An 18,042-nucleotide genomic window follows, 5' to 3' on the forward strand; every position below is an offset into this window, starting at 1 on the left:
CTAATCCTCCTCGGGTATGAATGAAAGCTTATTGATAGCGTCAATGAAAAAAGGCTTAGTTACAGGTTTACCTTTAACGTCTACTATTCGCCCATGTTCTCCTAGTTTCCAGCCCAAATCCTTTAACTTGTTCTCTGATATGAAACTAGTAAGAGCGTTGACTTCTCCTGAAGTAAGCTTGTTTTCAAGCGCTACAAAATCTTCTTGAGGTGTATTTTTGCGATGATCTAATTCAATCAATCCTTTGCTTTTTTGCAGATTTAGTTCATTTTGTAACTTTCTGTTTGTAGAAATCAAATCAAGAACCATAAGTCGTGTAACGGTGTCTTCAATGCAATTAGCAAGACGAAGAGGCTCTGAATTTCTTGCTTTCTTTGGTACAGGTTTGGAGTAGCGAGCTCTGTAAACCATTACGAGGCTTTGATACAGAGGGCTTAACTTACTTTTATTTTTGATAGTCGATTCTGCGGGACCACCCATTTCTTTCGATATTTTCCCGATTACCCCAAAACTGAAATCAGTTGACTTACCTGTTACTTGGCTTTCGCAGGCTTTCTTTAATATTTTTAGCTTAGCCTTAACTGAATCTGACGATCCTTCAATTAAGCCTTGGTATATCTCTTCAATTACGTCAGTCATTTTCACACCACTTTAAGTTTTGATTCTTCATTCGAAAGAATATTATTTTTTAGAGATTTACCTTCAAGCAGAAGTGTTAATCCTTGTTGAGTTTCATCATCATCAAAGCCTAATTCTTTCAGAGTTATTTTTTCATCTTTATCCATCAACGTACTAACTTTATCCCAGCTACCTGTTCGGGCAAAGATAAACTTTGTTAGTTCATTACCGACTTCTAATTGCTGACGTTCATCAAGCATAAACATACCTGGAGATAAGCCGTTTTTTCGTGCAAACAGGTCTAGAAATTGAGTTCGAGCAATGTTTGCGTTTTTTGGATGTGAAGATTGATAATATGAAGCTGAATGGCAGACCATATCCAATTGTATAAAGTCTGATGTTTCAGATAATTGGAATTCAACCTCACCTTGATTAGTAGCAACAAGGCTTAGGCTACTATTTTCATCATCACCATTTATTTTTCTGTTTAGAAGTTGAACAGAATTCATTGAAAGTCTGATAATGCTAACTAGGTCGCATGTAAGCGCATCAAACCTTGTAACCTCTTGCTCATAGTGTGATTCAGCAAGTGATAGCTCATATTGCTTTAAAAAGGGTTTTCCTTTCTTTATTGCTTGATATTCTTCATCTTCCATTATCTCAATTTCATTTCTTAACGATTCAACCTGAATCGATCCCGCCTTGCATTCCAGTGATATTTCATTTGCAATCATCTGCAATCCACCTAAAAATGCTGGGCCTGTAACAAAGTGACGACATTGAATGCAATTACTAGTCCCAAGGTATCCAGGCGAGGCTGGTGCGTATAAATTCCTATCCTTATCTAGTGGTTTCCCACCGCTATTACATAACGTTCGACCATTAGGGCAAATCCCATAATCCATAAAGCTAAATGCTGCGGCAGGTATCTCCCAATTATTCTTAACCAACTCTCCGTCGGAGCCAATAAGTTCAGACTTCGCTTGTTCCATTTTTTTTTGTTTAATAAGCTGTTCAACACGCTTAACTTGGTTTTTAATGATTCGGTTATCAGCGTTTTGCAATTGTTCTTGGATATCGACTGCTGAAACTTTCGTGTAATAAATAGTCATAACCAACGAAGAGTGACCTACAAGTTTTTGAACTATTTCAGGTGATATCTGTGCATCCCGAACAAAAGCAGTAATCAGTGATACGCGCATGGAGTGCAGGGTGAAATGTGCTTTGAAGGAGGTTAATCTATTCGATTTTAATCCTTTACTCAAATAAGCTAAGGGCAGTTCTTCATCTTGAATTAAATATAAAAGACCGCAAAAAGCTGCACTAAGTTTGGCTTGGGTTAAAGGGCGAATCCCCCCTTTAGTTGGGTCTCTAAACAAAAAACAAGACCGTGAATTATAACCATACTTCTTTAATTGGTACTCTGAAGCTTTTCCGCTACTTTTATATTCGTTAGTCCATTTAGTTGGTTTTACTAACGGGTTGTATTTTGTCTGCCAATCTCTGAGCATTATTATCCAAGGAACAATCCTTTCATCTACCCAAGGCACATCGTAGCCAATATATGCGTTCTTAGCTGTTTTGTTTGTGTTTACATGACAACTTACGCCGATTGTATTGTTTTTATCAATAAGTGTTAGTGATTCAGTTGGCTTTAGAAAACCTTGCCAATTTTTTTCAGGTACTCGATGTTCATCTAATAGTAAATTTTCTTCCCATTGATGTTTGCCGTCTTTTGTTGTTAGTATGTGTGAGTCAGCCTCTCCACTGTCTAACCAACATGTTTGACTACCGCGAAACGGCATAAAAAGCTGGGTATATAAAGCAATTAAACGTACTGGAGACCACATTTGGAATTGTCCCTTAGAATACCTCCAAACACAATTAGGATCATTTTTATCAATAACACTTTCATCCACATGAAACCACTCAGAGAAATAGGAATACATTTCAGTTTTAGTATCAATTGAATCAAACAATTCTCTAATATTGGTTACTTTAGAGTCAGCAGGCACAATGTATTTTCTGGCGCGGTCGATGTAGCGAAAGGGGAGCGCTGGCTTCCTCGACTCACTCAACCGTGGATTTCCATCTAATTCAACCTGAATATCTTTCTGTTTAATTGGATTTGAATAGCCCTCTAAATAGGTGACCTCTCCCGTTTCTTCGCAGGTATGAGCGCAACATTCTGTAAGCACAAAATCAAAGAACTCATTCACAGCATTGACTGCGGCCATAGTCTTACTAGACGCTGACAGTGCATTTAACCAAGCATTAATGTCTGGTTTGCTATCATAGTTAATGTCACAGTATTTTGCGGGAGAAGATGGCATGTTGTTGATATTAAACAAAAAGTAATTTCTTAAGGTTTGTATTTTGTTACCTATTCTTTTTAACGAACTAACCCACTTGTTTGCCATATCGTGCCACTCTGCCAAATCTTCGTTGTCAAGCATATCGAAGTCGGTAGAATAAGTGATATTTGAAAATGAAGAAAATCCGACGATTTGTTCTTTGTTGATGGCAAGGTAAGGGGTGGTTGTAGTAGCTTTTCGGTATTGATTGTTAGTAGTGATTTTATTTTCATGACAAAAGTTACGCACTTGGTCAACGTGCCAAAGCTTATCTTTGTTAAACGCAAGAAACTCTTCAAATGAATAAAAGCCGTATGTGTTTTCTGGGCTCTCAGGTAGTGCACGATACAGCTTCCTTGCCGATTCATAGCTTTTTTTATCAAAAACAGATTGGTCTTTGATTAACGCTATAGCATCTAATGGGTCTTTATATTCTATACCTACAAAGCTAGCCCAGTCATAATATTCAGGCCAATGTTTTTTTGATGGTTGGTTTGGGAATCTACGATCCTTTTTTATAAGTCCAACGTAGTCTGAAATAGTACGGACTTTCACATCAGCAGAATCAATATATCGTACGGTTTCTATGTAGGAAGCATTTTTACTTAAAAATAAATCCCAATTTATCCAACCTAGCTCTGCATATTTCACTTCGGGAACTGAAGGTAATTTAGGGTCTTCTTTGTAACGTCTTCCGTACTCGATTCCACTACTAATATTAAGCGCAAGGGCAGCATCTGACGCTTCTTGAAGGGTTTCATAATGCTCCTTTTTTTCTTTACCTAAAAAAGCTCTCCAGCCTTCCCAACCTTGATCTTTATATTTGGTATCGGGATATGCAGGTAATTTAGGGTCTTCTTTGTAACGTCTTCCGTACTCGATTCCACTACTAATATTAAGCGCAAGGGCAGCATCTGACGCTTCTTGAAGGGTTTCATAATGCTCCTTTTTTTCTTTACCTAAAAAAGCTCTCCAGCCTTCCCAACCTTGATCTTTATATTTGGTATCGGGATATGCAGGTAATTTAGGGTCTTCTTTGTAACGTCTTCCGTACTCGATTCCACTACTAATATTAAGCGCAAGGGCGGCATCTGACGCCTCTTGAAGGGTTTCATAAAAATTAGTTTTTTCCTTACCTAAAAACGTATCGAAGCTTTCCCAACCTAGGGCGGCATATTTTTTATCGGGAGTTGCAGGTAATTTAGGGTCTTCTTTGTAACGTCTTTTGTACTCGGAAGGACTACTAATATTAAGCGCAATGGTGGCATCTGACGCTTCAGAGAGGGTTTCATAAAGACTCTTTTTTTCTTTACCTAAAAAAACATCAAAGCCTTCCCAACCTAGAACCTTATATTTTTCATCCGGAGATGAAGGTAATTTAGGGTCTTCTTTGTAGCGTTTTTGGTACTCGGCTTGCCCTCTAATGTAAAGTGTAATGGCGGCATCTGACGCTTCTTGAAGGGTTTCATAATACTCCTTTATTTCCTTACCTAGAAAAAGATTCCAATTATCCCAGCCTAGATTTTCATATGTTCTATGAGGGTTTGAAGGTAATTTAGGGTCTTCTTTGTAACGTCTTCGGTACTCGGTTCCACTACTAATATTAAGTGCAATGGCGGAATCTGACGCTTCTTGATGGGTTACATAATGATCCTTTTTTTCTTTACCTAAAAAAACATCAAAGCCTTCCCAGCCTTGGTCAGAATATTTCTTATCAGGGTTTGAAGGTAATTTAGGGTCTTCTTTGTAGCGCCTTTCGTACTCACCACTGTTACTAATATTAAGCGCAATGGCGGCATCTGACGCCTCTTGAAGGGTTTCATAAAAATCCTTTTTTTCTTTACCTAAAAAAACAGCAAAGCCTTCCCAGCCTAGATCCTTATATTTTGATTCGGGAGTTGAAGTTAATTTAGGGTCTTCTTTGTAGCGTTCTTTGTACTCATTTTTACCAATAATATTTAGTGCAATGGCGGCATCTGACGCCTCTTGATGGGTTTCATAAAGATTCTTTTTTTCTTTACCTAAAAAAGCATCCCAGCCTTCCCACCCTAGGTCTTTATATTTTACATCCGGATCTGAAGGTAGCTTTGAGTCTTCTTTGTAGCGTTTTTTGTACATTCTCTTCCCTGTAACGTTAAGCGCAATGGCGGCATCTGACGCTTCTTGAAGAGTTTCATATTGGTGAGATTTCTTAGACATCTTCATATCCTTTGATTAATAGTTCACTATTTTGTTTCTCTAGTAAAGTTGATGCTTTTGAAAGAGCATGTGAAATTTCTTTTGGATTATCGTGCTTGTAGGTTTCTTGGCTTTCAAGGCTTGCGTGGTGCATACATGTTTTGATCATATATGGATCAATGCCTGCGTCTTTAAGCCTAGTGCCATAGGCATGTCGATGGCAGTGTGGCGTACCACCGTATTCAAGTAGAGCTGTCATACCTATTTTTTCAATCGCTACCTTATGAGCATCTTGGTATGAATCCATACTTAGCGGGTCGCCATTTTTATTGGTGAATAGGAAGGGATGCTCTCTACCAGACAGAGGGGCAGTTCTTGTTTGTATATAAGCTAAGAACAATTCAAAAAATAGCTCTTTAACTCCGTTGGAGCCAAACATAAATACATTAAAATACTTGCCTTCAGGATTTATCGTAGAGTTTTTCCATCCAGCATTATATGTGCTGTTTGGGTGCTTCCATCTTGGCTCAAGCCCGTAGCGCTCTCGCAAAAATGTTTGCCTGTTTGCATTTGGTTGTTTTGTTTTATTTCTATACCATTCGGGTGCAAGCCCTTCTCTTGGGTGATAAATGCGGATCTGCTCTAGCCCTTCATTGGGGATAATATCGTCTACATATATGTGAAACACCTCAGATGTTCGAAGACCACCGAAATGAAGCAGCATAGTTATTAGTACGTTAGCTAGATTGAATCTTTCATGAGGAGGGTGTGAGACAGGCACGCCTTTTTTAGCAAACCCATTCGATAGCAACCCCCAGATTTTATCTTCTCGAAATGCTTTGGATGGATCGAAATCAGGAGTTGAGTGAGTCTTACGGTTTCCGATGTTACGGGCTTCTTTGATGCTTTGCTCTTTGTGCTCCCTTGAGTAAGTGTGACCGAGGAACGATTTGTTTATACGATGGTTGTAAGCCGCAAGATTTAGAATTCGTTCAGATTTTGTTGCTGGTCTCTTTGGGTTCAACAACTCACTTTCACCATCAGTGGAATCATACAGCCAATCAGAAAATTGAGTGATATGGTAAATTATTTTATTGCCATACGCATTACTTTGCGGCTTCCAACGCAAGGCCGTAGGGTCATTGCCTTTTTCATCAATTGTTCCCTCGTAAACCCGATTGCTGAACGCAACAAACATCTCTTTGGGATTAGCAAACGAATCTTTATTTACAGTGGCGTAATCCAATAGAAGCCTGATAGCCTGAATCGATTGTGTTCGCCATGACTCGCTTATGCCTGCTGTTAGCGTTTTATTTTTTAAATACTCAAGGTGACTATGTAGTAGACCGTTTTCTACAAAAATAGCTTTAAAGACAAGTTTACGATTAAGGTTGTCAACTTTTATACTCACCTTCGCTGTGGTGGAGAAAAGATAATTATTGTTCATTTGGTTGATTTTAATGAATTGGTATTATTGGTACATGTTACACCCTAATACGTAATAAATAAAGGGCAAAAGTTTACAGAAAGAAAGGTTTCAGTTCGATTAATACAAACAATTAGGTTGTTTTGGTACACCTAAGTACCCCCTAATACCTTGATAAGATGGAGTTTTATGTTTATGAAACACAACAAGTCATTAAAGCTAAACAACGACCTATTATTATCATTACCTCGAACAATGAAAAAGAATTACCCGATGCTTTTTTAAGACGTTGTTTTTTCCATTACATTAAGTTTCCAACCAAAGATGAAATGGCAAAAATTATAGATGTTCACCACCCTAACGTTAAGCAAGACTTATTAAAGCAAACCTTAGAGGTATTTTTTGACTTAAGAGAAGTCAATGGCATCAAGAAAAAACCGTCAACTTCCGAGTTAATTGATTGGTTAAAATTGCTGATTTCGGATGATCTTGCACAAGATGTCTTATTGAATAAAAAATCAGACATAATTCCTTTATTTGGCGCCTTACTGAAAAATGAGCAAGATGTCTCTTTGCTGGAAAAATTAGCCTTTATGAGCAGACGAAACGGGTGATATAACAGTGTTTATCGACTTTTTTCTCACGCTAAAAAAACACAAAGTTCCTTGTAGCTTGCGTGAACTACTCGATCTTATCGCGCTATTAAAAAAAGGCGTGGTATTTGCCAATGTAGAAGAATTTTATAATCTGGCCAAAATTGTCATGGTTAAAGATGAAATTCATTATGACAAGTACGACAATGCCTTCGCTGAATATTTTAAAGGCATTGAAAGTATAGATATTTTTGATCAAATTCTGCCAGAAGATTGGCTAAGAAAAGAGTTTGAGAAAAATTTATCGCCAGAAGAAAAAGCACAGCTTAAAGCCTTAGGTGGTCTTGAAGCCTTAATGAAAACTTTAAAAGAACGGCTTGAAGAACAAAAAAAACGTCATGCAGGTGGTAGTAAATGGGTAGGCACTGGAGGCACTTCGCCATTTGGTGCTTATGGTTATAATCCGGAAGGCATTCGCGTTGGTCAAGACAAAAACCGTAATAATAGTGCGGTGAAGGTTTGGGACAAACGAGAGTTTAAAAACTTTGATCAAGACCGTGAACTGGGCACGCGAAATATCAAATTAGCGTTAAAAAAACTGCGTAAATTTGCCCGTACTGGCGCTAGTGAAAGACTTGATATTAATACCACTATTCGCTCTACCGCACAAAACGGTGGCTTGCTTGATGTTCATATGGAGCCTGAGCGCCATAACGCGGTAAAAGTACTGATGTTTTTTGATATCGGTGGCTCGATGGATGAGTATATTCACACCTGTGAAGAATTGTTTTCCGCAGCGCACAGCGAATTTAAACACTTAAAGTTTTTCTACTTTCATAACTGTTTGTACGATAAAGTTTGGCAAGATAATCAGCGTCGCTATCGAGAAACAGTTGATCTTGAAGAAGTTATTAGAACTTTTGGTAGTGATTATAAAGTGATCTTTGTTGGTGATGCCACCATGGGGCCATACGAAATTATGGCACGTGGCGGCAGTGTTGAACACTGGAATGAAAAGCCCGGCATAGACTACATGAACCGCCTTTTATCACATTTCAATAAAGTGGCGTGGTTAAACCCGCAGCCGGAAACGCACTGGCCTTATCATCACTCGATATCTGTTATACAGCAGATAGTTAACGACAGAATGTTTCCGTTAACGGTTGATGGTATCGGACGTGCGATAAAAGAAATCAGTTAGTTACCCCATTACTGGTGAGCAATAGCTAAAAAGTATGCACTACGCTTTAGCTATTATTCTAATGGCAATCTTAGCTATAAGTTGCGGCAGCCACTCAGTGAGTGATAAGCATAGACAATAATAAAAATAGAGAGAGTAACGATGGAATATTTACGTACAGATGATAGCTATTAGTTAAGTTATTAGTTATCAGGAAAGTTATAAAAAGTTATCAGGCCACCCAAAGTTATCAGGCTAAAAGTTATCAGGCCACCCATAATATAAGTTATGGCAAGTTATCAGGCCACCCATCAAAAAGTTATCAGGCCACCCATAATATAAGTTATCAGGCTATAAGTTATCAGGCCACCCATAATAGAACGTCTACATTTCATCTAATAAACTACACTTAATTTACCCTTACTAAGTTCGGTATCAAGTTATCAGGCCACCCATAACAAAAGTTATCAGGCAAAAGTTAACAGGCCACCCATAATAGAACGTCTACATTTCATCTAATAAACTACACTTAATTTACCCTTACTAAGTTCGGTGATTGTAATAAAGTTAACAGGTCACCCATAATAGAACGTCTACAAAAAAGTTAACAGGCCACCCATAATAGAACGTCTACATTTCATCTAATAAACTACACTTAATTTACCCTTACTAAGTTCGGTGATTGTCATGCCTAAGCCCCGTTCACAACAAATTAGTTTACTCGATACGCCTTATTATCATATTTGTAGCCGCACGGTACGAAAGGCATTTTTATGTGGTGTAGATAAAGAATCAGGTGTTAGTTTTGAACATCGGCGTAAATGGATTGAACAGCGTATATTCCAATTAGCACAAGTGTTTTCCATTGATATTTGTGCTTATGCTGTCATGCATAATCATTTACATCTGGTATTACATGTAGATAGTGAACAAGCTAAGGATTGGACGACTGAGGACGTATTAACACGTTGGCATCGTTTATTTAAAGGCACATTGCTGACTCAGCAATACACAAGTAAACATCCTCTCGATAAGTTTCAACTGGCAATAGTTGAAGAAACCGTGAACATCTATAAACAACGGTTAATCGATATCAGCTGGTTTATGCGCTCGTTAAATGAGCCTATCGCCCGTCAAGCCAACCGAGAAGATAAATGTACAGGACATTTTTGGGAGGGACGCTTTAAATCACAAGCCTTATTGGATGAAGGCGCACTGCTGTCGTGCATGGCTTATGTTGACTTAAACCCCGTCCGTGCGGGTATTGCATCGACACCGGAGCAGTCCGACTTCACCAGTATCCAATTACGTATTAAAGCAGCAATAAAAGGCAGACAACCAGCCGTGTTACTGTCTTTTAGCGGAAATGAACAAAAAAGTAAAACCACAGGTATTCGATTCAACTTACAAGATTACTTCACCCTTGTGGATGAAACCGGCCGCATACTCAGAGATGATAAGCGTGGCGCTATTAATCCTAAGGTAACTAAGATACTGGTAAGACTACAGATCAGTGATAAAGGTTGGTTAAAGTTGACCACTAACTTTGAAGGTATTTTTACCGGCGCGGTAGGTACAGCAGAGCACTTATGTGAATTTAGTGAACATGTAGGCTTGAAGCGTACGCACGGTATGACCAATGCGCAAGCTTATTTAAATAGTGCATAACCGATCTGAAATAACAGTCAAAAACTGAGCTTACGCTGTGTCGTAGGGCTAAGCTTGCTTAACATATGAGCAAAACTCAATATTTTGCTCATTAGTAATATACAATAACGAGCAAACCCGCAATATACTTGATAAATAAGTCATCAATTTAAGCTGAAGGGCAACAAGCAATACAATGGATATTGAGTAGAGTTATTATGGGTGGCTAGATAATTGATAATTGGCTTGAAGCGTACGCACGGTATGACCAATGCGCAAGCTTATTTAAATAGTGCATAACCGATCTGAAATAACAGTCAAAAACTGAGCTTACGCTGTGTCGTAGGGCTAAGCTTGCTTAACATATGAGCAAAACTCAATATTTTGCTCATTAGTAATATACAATAACGAGCAAACCCGCAATATACTTGATAAATAAGTCATCAATTTAAGCTGAAGGGCAACAAGCAATACAATGGATATTGAGTAGAGTTATTATGGGTGGCTAGATAATTATAATTAGATAATTAAGATAATTAAGATAATTAAGATAATTAGATAATTTTTAGATAATTTTTGTTTCTTGCTTGCAAGGTGCTATATGTTAATCTCTGACTATTTTTTGGAGAAGTTACCATGAGATTTAGTCATAAAGATAAAAAAGACGACCGCGTGTCTAGGCAATCTACCTACGCTTTTGATTTTCCCGAAAAGCTAGAGCAAGCTCCTTTAGGACAAGGTGTTTTCGTGTTATTGAATGAGACAAGTGACGTATTATACGTGGGATGTGCTATTGGCAATGATTTTCAGCTTACTTTAGCAGCGCTAGTCGGGAAAACTTCTGCTGATAATGTGGTGTCGTATCGTTGGTTTATCACTGAAAATCAAAAAGTAGCAAAAGCATTAGCAATGGATTGGATTGAAAAATACCAACCTAAAAATCAATTATTATGACAGTGATTAAAATAATATAATTAGTTGCAATAAGTGTTATTGATAGCGTTAGAGCAATAACAATAAAAGGAAGTTACTCATGATGTTCGAATTACTCTATACCAGCGTTGTACCTGCAGGCTTAACAGAGGCAGAGTTAATTGATTTACTGGAAAAATCTCGCATGAAAAACCAAAAGCTCGGTATAACCGGCATGTTGATTTATTATGACCGAGAAGTCATGCAGATTCTAGAAGGAGATAAGAGCAAGGTTGATGCTTTATATCAAACTATTTTTGAAGATGATCGCCATACAAGTTTAGATGTGTTTTATCAGGGAGAAATTGAACATAGGTCATTCACCGACTGGTCAATGGCATTTAAATTACTCGACGAAAAGATGATTAAGGATATCACCGCAGGTTATGAGGGCTATGATAAAAATATATCGCCTATACACATGATTAAAAATAGCCCAAATAGAGGCAAGAAAACATTTATTGATTTACGGGACACTTTTTAAGCGATCCAGAATAAATAACTCGTCATCAGTACGGAGTTAAGCGCTCAGGTTTTTTGGTTAATATAATTAATTAGTGTATGTTTATTGAGCATATTTGTCTGATTTTAGCTAAGGTAGCTATTTGTTACATAATTTAAGCGGATATTAGTGGTTAACAGTAGCATTCTTCCTCACTTTAGATTAAATTTGCCGCCTTAAATTTACAGTTAACCAGAGCGCCTTATGTTAGAAAATACTCTCCCACAACTCGAACAACTGATCGAAGACATTATTGAAAAAAACAATCAACTAAAAAGTAAAGTAGTCGAGCTAGAACAAGAAAAGTCTACGCTTGCTGATGAAAATGAAATGCTGCAACTTGAAATCCTTGAAGGTGAAGAAAAGCGTAGCCAAACCAATGAAACTTTAACTAACCTGCTAGGTAAATTACAAAGTGTAGATGAGGTAAATTAATGTTTGCTGAAGACTCTAAAAGCATCAACATTCAAATTATGGGTAAACAACATCAGTTTACTTGTTCAAGTGAAGATGTAGAGGATTTAAAGCAAGCAGCTAACAAACTCGCTGCCATGTGTGACGAGATTAAAAAAAATACCGGTGTTGTTAGTAGCGAACGTGCTTTACTCGTAGCGTCAATTAATTTAAGTTATTCATTGTTAATGGCAAACAATAAGATAGAGCGTTATCAGCATAAGCAAAATACGTTGATTTCAACGTTAAAAAGCGCTTTATAAATAACTTGAATTCGGAATCATCAATGTTTCTCTAGCGACTGTTTTTCCTAATTTCTACGCTTAACTCACTTGCAATATGCCTCCATGGCTGGAGACGGTAGTGCGAGGCAGGATGCTAAAGCCGAGACTCGTTATCGACGCGTGAGTTAAGCTTGAACTAAGAAAACTATCAAACTAGAAATTTAACTCATTGTTTTGAATTGTAATTAATTTTTATAAAACAATTCTTATCTCGAACTCAGGTTAAATATTTTCATTTTCAGTATTGCCACCACTATTGGTAGAGTGGTAATACTGATATTAAATTGTTTTATTTAGGAAAAACTTTATTATGGCTGATGCCAGTATTGAATTTAAAGGTACAAGTTTCACCCTATCTGTTTTACATTTGAAAACCTCAGTTTTAGCCGATATACGCGCTGATTTAGCAAAAAAAGTAGCTCAAGCCCCCGATTTTTTCTCCCTCGTGCCCGTTGTTGTTAATATTGAGAAGCTCGCTACTGATATAGACTATCAAGCGATAAAAACACTAATTACAGAATTTAATTTTACCTTTGTTGGCTTTACCGGCTCAATTACAAAAGAGCAGCGCAACTTGGTACGTGAGCTTGGTTTTTCATTTGTTAATACCGCCAAAGCAAAAGTTATTGAAAAAACTGTTACAGTAGCACAATCGACAGTCGAAGAGCCGTTAGTAGAAAAGATTGACGCCGTAGTTGCTGCAGCGCCGATGCAACTATACACCGATAAAATACACCGTGGCCAAATACGCTCGGGTCAACAAGTATATGCTAAAGAACAAAACTTAGTGATTATTGGTTCAGTGTCAGCGGGTGCCGAAGTGATTGCCGATGGTAATATTCATGTTTATGGTTCCTTACGCGGGCGTGCAATAGCCGGCGCAAAAGGGCATCATAAGGCACAAATATATTGCCAAAGCCTTGAGGCGGAATTAGTGTCTATTAACGGTAATTATTGGCTTAGTGAATCAATGGAAAAAGATTGGGGTTCACCGGCATATATACATTTGACAGATAGCGAATTAACATCGTCAAAACTTATTTAATACTTAACTTATAAAGGATATTCGGTCTATGGCACGGATAATAGTTGTTACATCTGGCAAGGGTGGTGTTGGTAAAACCACATCAAGTGCTGCCATCGGTCTTGGTTTAGCATTAAAAGGCCATAAAGTGGTCTTAATTGATTTTGATATAGGTTTACGAAATCTTGACTTAATTATGGGTTGTGAACGCCGTGTTGTTTATGATTTTGTTAATGTTATTAATGGTGAAGCAACGTTAAATCAAGCGTTAATTAAAGACAAGCGCGTGAGCAGTTTGTCTATTTTACCTGCGTCACAAACACGTGATAAAGATGCATTAAATAAAGAAAATGTCGGCAAGGTATTAGAAGAGCTTGGTAAAACTTATGATTATATCATTTGCGACTCTCCTGCCGGTATTGAAGCCGGTGCCATGATGGCATTGTATTATGCGGATGAAGCTATAGTGACGACTAACCCAGAGGTATCGTCAGTTCGAGATTCAGATCGCATTTTAGGTATGTTGGCAAGCCGTTCACGCAGAGCTGAACAGGGCTTAGAGCCAATAAAAGAGCATTTATTATTAACACGCTATTCGCCTAAACGTGTGGAAGAAGGCGAAATGCTTAGTGTTGAAGATGTTAAAGATATTCTTTCGATTCCTCTGTTAGGTGTGATCCCAGAGTCACAAGCGGTGCTTAAGGCATCTAATGCCGGAGAGCCAGTCATTTTAGATACTGAAAGTGATGCCGGCAAAGCGTATCAAGATGTTGTTGATCGCCTGTTAGGTGAAACTGTTGAATTTAGATTTTTAACTGCCGAGAAAAAAGGCATTTTCAGTCGTATGTTTGGAGGATAACATGGCACTATTGGATTATTTTTTACGGAAAAAAGAAAAGCAAGTAACTACGGCCTCTAAGGCAAAAGAGCGCCTACAAATTATTGTGGCTCATGAGCGTAACAGTAGAAATAAACAGCCAGATTATTTACCACAACTTACCGAAGATATTTTAGTGGTACTCCGTAAATATATTCATGTTTCCGATGAAAGCTTTTCCATCAACCTTGATAATAAAGATGGCGATTTGAACGTATTAGAGCTTAATATTGAATTACATGATGAACCAACAACCGATTAAACGTTATTGATGAAAAATAGCGTCGTTTTAGGCGCTATTTTTTATTCATTAAACCGAATTAATTTTATTATATCAAGCCTATTGAGTTTGTTCGCACTCAGTACTTAGCTGCGTTTTGAGAACAACGATTATTTTGTGAATATAGTTATTCTATATAATGGAATTGGTATTATTATGAAAAGCTAGGCGGGCGGCTATCTTGCATTAAAAAATCAAGCCGAACTTGCGCTTTTTTAGGCTGCTGTAGGTCAGTTATTTCAATCATTTCGCATCCATCTCGCACCATTTCACTGATCAAGCTAGGATAATGGCGACAATCTTCAGGTCGATCTAAATAAATACTACAGGTATATTTATCTGCTTCATTAGGGCTTGTTTTCGCTGCTATGCCGAGAAAAGGACAACGCTTGAGTCTAATACCCGATTTAGGATCGAACCAAATTTCATTGTGTTTAACGTATTCGAAAATATCAGGATTAAATATTTCCCAAAGATCAATTTCTTCTTGCGTAGCAGAAAGATCACCATCACCATATTTTATGCAGCATTTTCCACATTGATTACAATCTTTCATGGTTTGCCTATTTTGATGAAAGTATCGCTATACTCACATACGCTTGGGGCTAATAGCAAGCCAGAGACATAAGCAATCTCAAGCCTATCTGTCAAAGCTATGGTTATTTTATCAAAGGTATTGCTTAAAGAAGGCGACCACGCTGGTTTCTGCTTTTTCTTTGTCTAATTGCCAAAGTCGGGTATGGGCGCCGCCTTGCGCTTGCCAAAACTGTTTTGGTTGCTTTGCTGCAGCAAATAAACGCTCGCCATGGTGAAAATCAACTGTCGTATCAGCAGTACCGTGCATAATATAAATAGGTCGCGGCGATATGTCAGCAATATAGTTTTCTGGATGAGTTTCGTCGGTATTTAAATCACCGCGCCATTGAAACAATAACTCCACCAATGGCATTAATGGATATCGAGGTAGGCCATAAATAATGGCGGCTTGTTCAGCGAGTACGTCCATCGAGTTTGCATAACCACCACTAAAAACACCAACTTTTATCCGAGGGTCTTTAGCCATAACGATTATGCTAGTTGCAGCGCCCATTGAAAATCCTATAACACCAATCGAGTCGAAACCTTTTACGGATGTTAAATAGTCGAGTGCGGCAATAACATCTTTCTGTTCGTGATAGCCCATAGTCGACAAAATATTAGGATCTTGGCGAGGATGACGTAAATCGATGGCTAAAACGCTGTAACCGGCATCAATAAGGCTTTTTGCATAGCGCATGCCCTCGTGACGATTGGCTGTTCTGCCGTGCACTAATAGTATTGCCTGCTTAGCATTTTCAACAGGCATAAACCAGGCGGGAATAGTGAAATCGTCAATGGTTTTAAAGCTGACGTCTTCAAAGGGAATGTCTTGTGTACTTGGATCGCCGCAAAATACAAAGTGTTCAACACTGCACTCGGTGAGTCCTAAGTGTAATATTTTAGAGGAAAAAAACCACGCACTGCCAACATAGGCAAGGGTGGTGAGCACAATGATTGATATTATTATTTTTTTGATCATTATGAGACCTTCAAGGTGAGAAAAAGCGAGTGCAGAGCAAAGTCATTATTGATATTTTACTCTACACTCGTATAGTAATTGCCGTTGGCCCATGTATGGCAGCGACAATAAAACACAGCTATAAAGCGATGATACTTTTCTTATCGATTTCAATAGCGGCATCTAACGAGGCTAATATTTCAGCTCGCTCTTTTAATTTTGTACCGTGATGTGCGGTCATATTTAGCGTTTGCATTTGTTTGGCAACCGCTTGTGCTGTAGCCATTAATTGCTCTTCTTCAACCACTACATCAAGAAAACCTGCAACAGTAGCCGCTTCTGGAGAGAAAAGTTCAGCGTTGATCACTGCACGTGTTAAGTAATTAATAGGTAGGCGGTTACGGGCGATTTCAATACCGGCATTATGCATTGTCATACCAATAGCAACTTCATTTAAGCCGATTTTAAAGTTACCTGCACAACCAATGCGGTAATCACAACTGAGCATTAAAAATGCACCTTTAGCGATAGCATGACCAGTACAAACACCAATAATGGGGGTTGGAAAAGCTAACATTCTACGCGCAAGTTGTGAGCCAAGCGTTACTAAACCTATAGCGGCTTCTGGGCTTGATTTCATGGTTTTTAAATCGAATCCGCCAGAGAATATTCCCGCTTGGCCGGTTAAAATTACAATCGCTTTTTCTTGTTCAGCGTGATCTAAAGCAGTATGTATTTCGCTGATAACTTGCGGCGATATGGCGTTGACTTTGCCGTTATTTAGCGTAATTACATGCACGTTATTTTCAATTGCTACGTTGATCATTTCCATTTTCTTACCTTTGAGTCATTCAATATTTATTGTTGTTTATACAGGGATTCAACCATAATACCAAACAGATCACGCATTTGCTGTGCTTGGTATCATATAAAATGTTTTTATCCTTGGCTGGTGGCTAATTGATAGGCAGGTCTTTGCTGAACCGTTTCAAGATAACGTTTAATGTGCGCTTTATTGTCGATTAGCTGCAAAGTACCGGCGATTTCTAAAATAATGGTCATCATAATATCAGCAGCGGTAAAATTGTCACCGGCGAAATAAGTTTGCTTACTTAACGTGTTATCAATATAAGTAAAGTCTAAAGCTATTTCTTTTGCGATGTAATGATCGAGAGGTGATGCACCTGAACGCTTTTCCATGCCCATCAATAAAGTAGAAATAACAGGTAAGGCTAGTGAACCTTCTGCAAAGTGTAACCACTCTAAATATTGATAATATTCTTGGGTATTTTGTGTTGGCCTTAATTGCTCATGAGGACTTTGATTGAGAATATATTCCATAATAGCGCCAGATTCACACAGGGTTACATTATCGTCTACAATGATTGGTGCTTTCGCTAGAGGATGAATTGCTCTTAAACTTTCAGGCGCTAAGTTAGTGTTTGGGTCACGCTGATGTTTTACTAATGTGTAAGGCATATCAAGTTCTTCAAGCAACCAGATAACGCGCTTGGAACGAGATTTATTTAAATGGTGAACGGTGATCATAAAATAATATTTCCTGTGATTATATCAATCGAGTGCTTTGATTGAGCTGTTTCGAGCATTGTAGCCTTTAGTATCACATGAATGGATTGTAATGCATGCTATTTTCTACAATCCATTCATTGTCTTTATTGCTTCTATCGCTACTCGATTGCGTATTACTCCTTTGTTTGTTCAGCAGTTAAAGCAATGTCATTAACGTTATTGGCTGCTAAATGCAGCTTAAGATGTAATATTTTGACTAATAAACCCGCGGTAAATCACCAATTTGAGCAGCTGCGCGTGAACGATATACGCTATCAACAAACACCCCAACGGATGGTTCAATACCGGTATTATTAGTACCGTTACCAAAAGCACGAATGGCGAAATTAGTATTTACTGAGCGTTGTAATGGTGTTACTCGTAAAGTTGGCACAAGTGTTTGCAGATCATTCATGTCCATAACTTTAGTTTGTTCTATCGCTTTACTATTTACCACGGTAACGGTAACGGGTGACTCTTGTAAGCCTTTCAAGCGTTTAGATGCGATAACAAAAATTCTTTCTATATCTTTGTCTGCTTTATACTAC

At 38.1% G+C, this 18,042-nt stretch carries 17 protein-coding genes and 1 pseudogene; 10 read left to right on the plus strand and 8 right to left on the minus strand.

From position 1 onward, the window contains the following. Genes gmtX through gmtY form a run of 3 tightly spaced genes read right to left on the minus strand, consistent with a single transcriptional unit; the run spans position 1 to position 6,597 of the window. Positions 1-639, minus strand: coding sequence for a gamma-mobile-trio protein GmtX (gene gmtX / locus FGD67_RS01775; RefSeq protein WP_257173416.1), 639 nt, complete (start codon positions 637-639; stop codon positions 1-3). A 2-nt stretch (positions 640-641) separates the two neighbouring features. Then, positions 642-5,171, minus strand: coding sequence for a VPA1269 family protein (locus tag FGD67_RS01780; RefSeq protein WP_257173417.1), 4,530 nt, complete (start codon positions 5,169-5,171; stop codon positions 642-644). Then, positions 5,164-6,597 (minus strand): gamma-mobile-trio recombinase GmtY, encoded by a 1,434-nt coding sequence (gmtY, locus tag FGD67_RS01785; protein ID WP_257173418.1) that lies wholly within the window; start codon positions 6,595-6,597, stop codon positions 5,164-5,166. Before gmtY ends, FGD67_RS01780 begins: the two co-directional genes overlap by 8 nt. A 149-nt stretch (positions 6,598-6,746) precedes the next feature. Between gmtY and FGD67_RS01790 the strand changes: the two are divergent. From FGD67_RS01790 to minE, 10 genes and pseudogenes are all read left to right on the plus strand, one after another. Further along, a pseudogene (locus FGD67_RS01790) lies at positions 6,747-7,190 on the plus strand (AAA family ATPase); the annotation flags it as partial. Positions 7,191-7,197: 7 nt separating this feature from the next. Next, positions 7,198-8,370 (plus strand): VWA domain-containing protein, encoded by a 1,173-nt coding sequence (locus FGD67_RS01795; protein WP_257173419.1) that lies wholly within the window; start codon positions 7,198-7,200, stop codon positions 8,368-8,370. Between the two features lie 666 nt (positions 8,371-9,036). Next, entirely contained in the window at positions 9,037-10,017 is a 981-nt protein-coding gene (locus FGD67_RS01800; RefSeq protein WP_257173420.1) for a transposase, read from the plus strand. A 615-nt stretch (positions 10,018-10,632) separates the two neighbouring features. Then, positions 10,633-10,950, plus strand: coding sequence for a hypothetical protein (locus tag FGD67_RS01805; RefSeq protein WP_257173421.1), 318 nt, complete (start codon positions 10,633-10,635; stop codon positions 10,948-10,950). Positions 10,951-11,029: 79 nt separating this feature from the next. Then, entirely contained in the window at positions 11,030-11,452 is a 423-nt protein-coding gene (locus FGD67_RS01810; RefSeq protein ID WP_257173422.1) for a BLUF domain-containing protein, read from the plus strand. Between the two features lie 222 nt (positions 11,453-11,674). Further along, positions 11,675-11,905, plus strand: a complete 231-nt coding sequence (locus tag FGD67_RS01815; protein ID WP_257173423.1) for a cell division protein ZapB — start codon at positions 11,675-11,677, stop codon at positions 11,903-11,905. After that, positions 11,905-12,186: a cell division protein ZapA gene (locus tag FGD67_RS01820; protein WP_257173424.1), complete on the plus strand. Its 282-nt coding sequence runs from the start codon at positions 11,905-11,907 to the stop codon at positions 12,184-12,186. The genes FGD67_RS01815 and FGD67_RS01820 overlap by 1 nt, the downstream gene beginning before the upstream one ends. A gap of 331 nt (positions 12,187-12,517) precedes the next feature. Then, complete coding sequence (minC, locus tag FGD67_RS01825) at positions 12,518-13,252, plus strand: septum site-determining protein MinC (protein WP_257173425.1); 735 nt, start codon at positions 12,518-12,520, stop codon at positions 13,250-13,252. 28 nt (positions 13,253-13,280) lie between these two features. Beyond that, positions 13,281-14,090, plus strand: a complete 810-nt coding sequence (minD, locus tag FGD67_RS01830) for a septum site-determining protein MinD (protein WP_257173426.1) — start codon at positions 13,281-13,283, stop codon at positions 14,088-14,090. Position 14,091: 1 nt separating this feature from the next. Then, positions 14,092-14,370 (plus strand): cell division topological specificity factor MinE, encoded by a 279-nt coding sequence (gene minE / locus FGD67_RS01835; protein ID WP_257173427.1) that lies wholly within the window; start codon positions 14,092-14,094, stop codon positions 14,368-14,370. Between the two features lie 172 nt (positions 14,371-14,542). On the opposite strand, the gene FGD67_RS01840 is transcribed toward minE, so the two are convergent. The 5 genes from FGD67_RS01840 to FGD67_RS01860 all read right to left on the minus strand — a co-directional run bounded on the left by FGD67_RS01840 (position 14,543) and on the right by FGD67_RS01860 (position 17,987). Next, positions 14,543-14,944 (minus strand): YkgJ family cysteine cluster protein, encoded by a 402-nt coding sequence (locus FGD67_RS01840; protein ID WP_257173428.1) that lies wholly within the window; start codon positions 14,942-14,944, stop codon positions 14,543-14,545. Positions 14,945-15,055: 111 nt separating this feature from the next. After that, a complete protein-coding gene (locus tag FGD67_RS01845; protein ID WP_257173429.1) occupies positions 15,056-15,946 on the minus strand; it encodes an alpha/beta hydrolase in 891 nt (296 codons plus the stop codon). A 118-nt stretch (positions 15,947-16,064) separates the two neighbouring features. Next, positions 16,065-16,757: a crotonase/enoyl-CoA hydratase family protein gene (locus FGD67_RS01850; protein WP_257173430.1), complete on the minus strand. Its 693-nt coding sequence runs from the start codon at positions 16,755-16,757 to the stop codon at positions 16,065-16,067. A gap of 107 nt (positions 16,758-16,864) precedes the next feature. Continuing rightward, positions 16,865-17,473, minus strand: coding sequence for a glutathione S-transferase family protein (locus tag FGD67_RS01855; protein ID WP_257173431.1), 609 nt, complete (start codon positions 17,471-17,473; stop codon positions 16,865-16,867). A 238-nt stretch (positions 17,474-17,711) separates the two neighbouring features. Beyond that, positions 17,712-17,987, minus strand: coding sequence for a Plug domain-containing protein (locus tag FGD67_RS01860; protein ID WP_257173432.1), 276 nt, complete (start codon positions 17,985-17,987; stop codon positions 17,712-17,714). Positions 17,988-18,042: the final 55 nt, after the last annotated feature.

It is taken from the genome of Colwellia sp. M166, from assembly GCF_024585285.1.
GTDB lineage: Bacteria > Pseudomonadota > Gammaproteobacteria > Enterobacterales > Alteromonadaceae > Cognaticolwellia.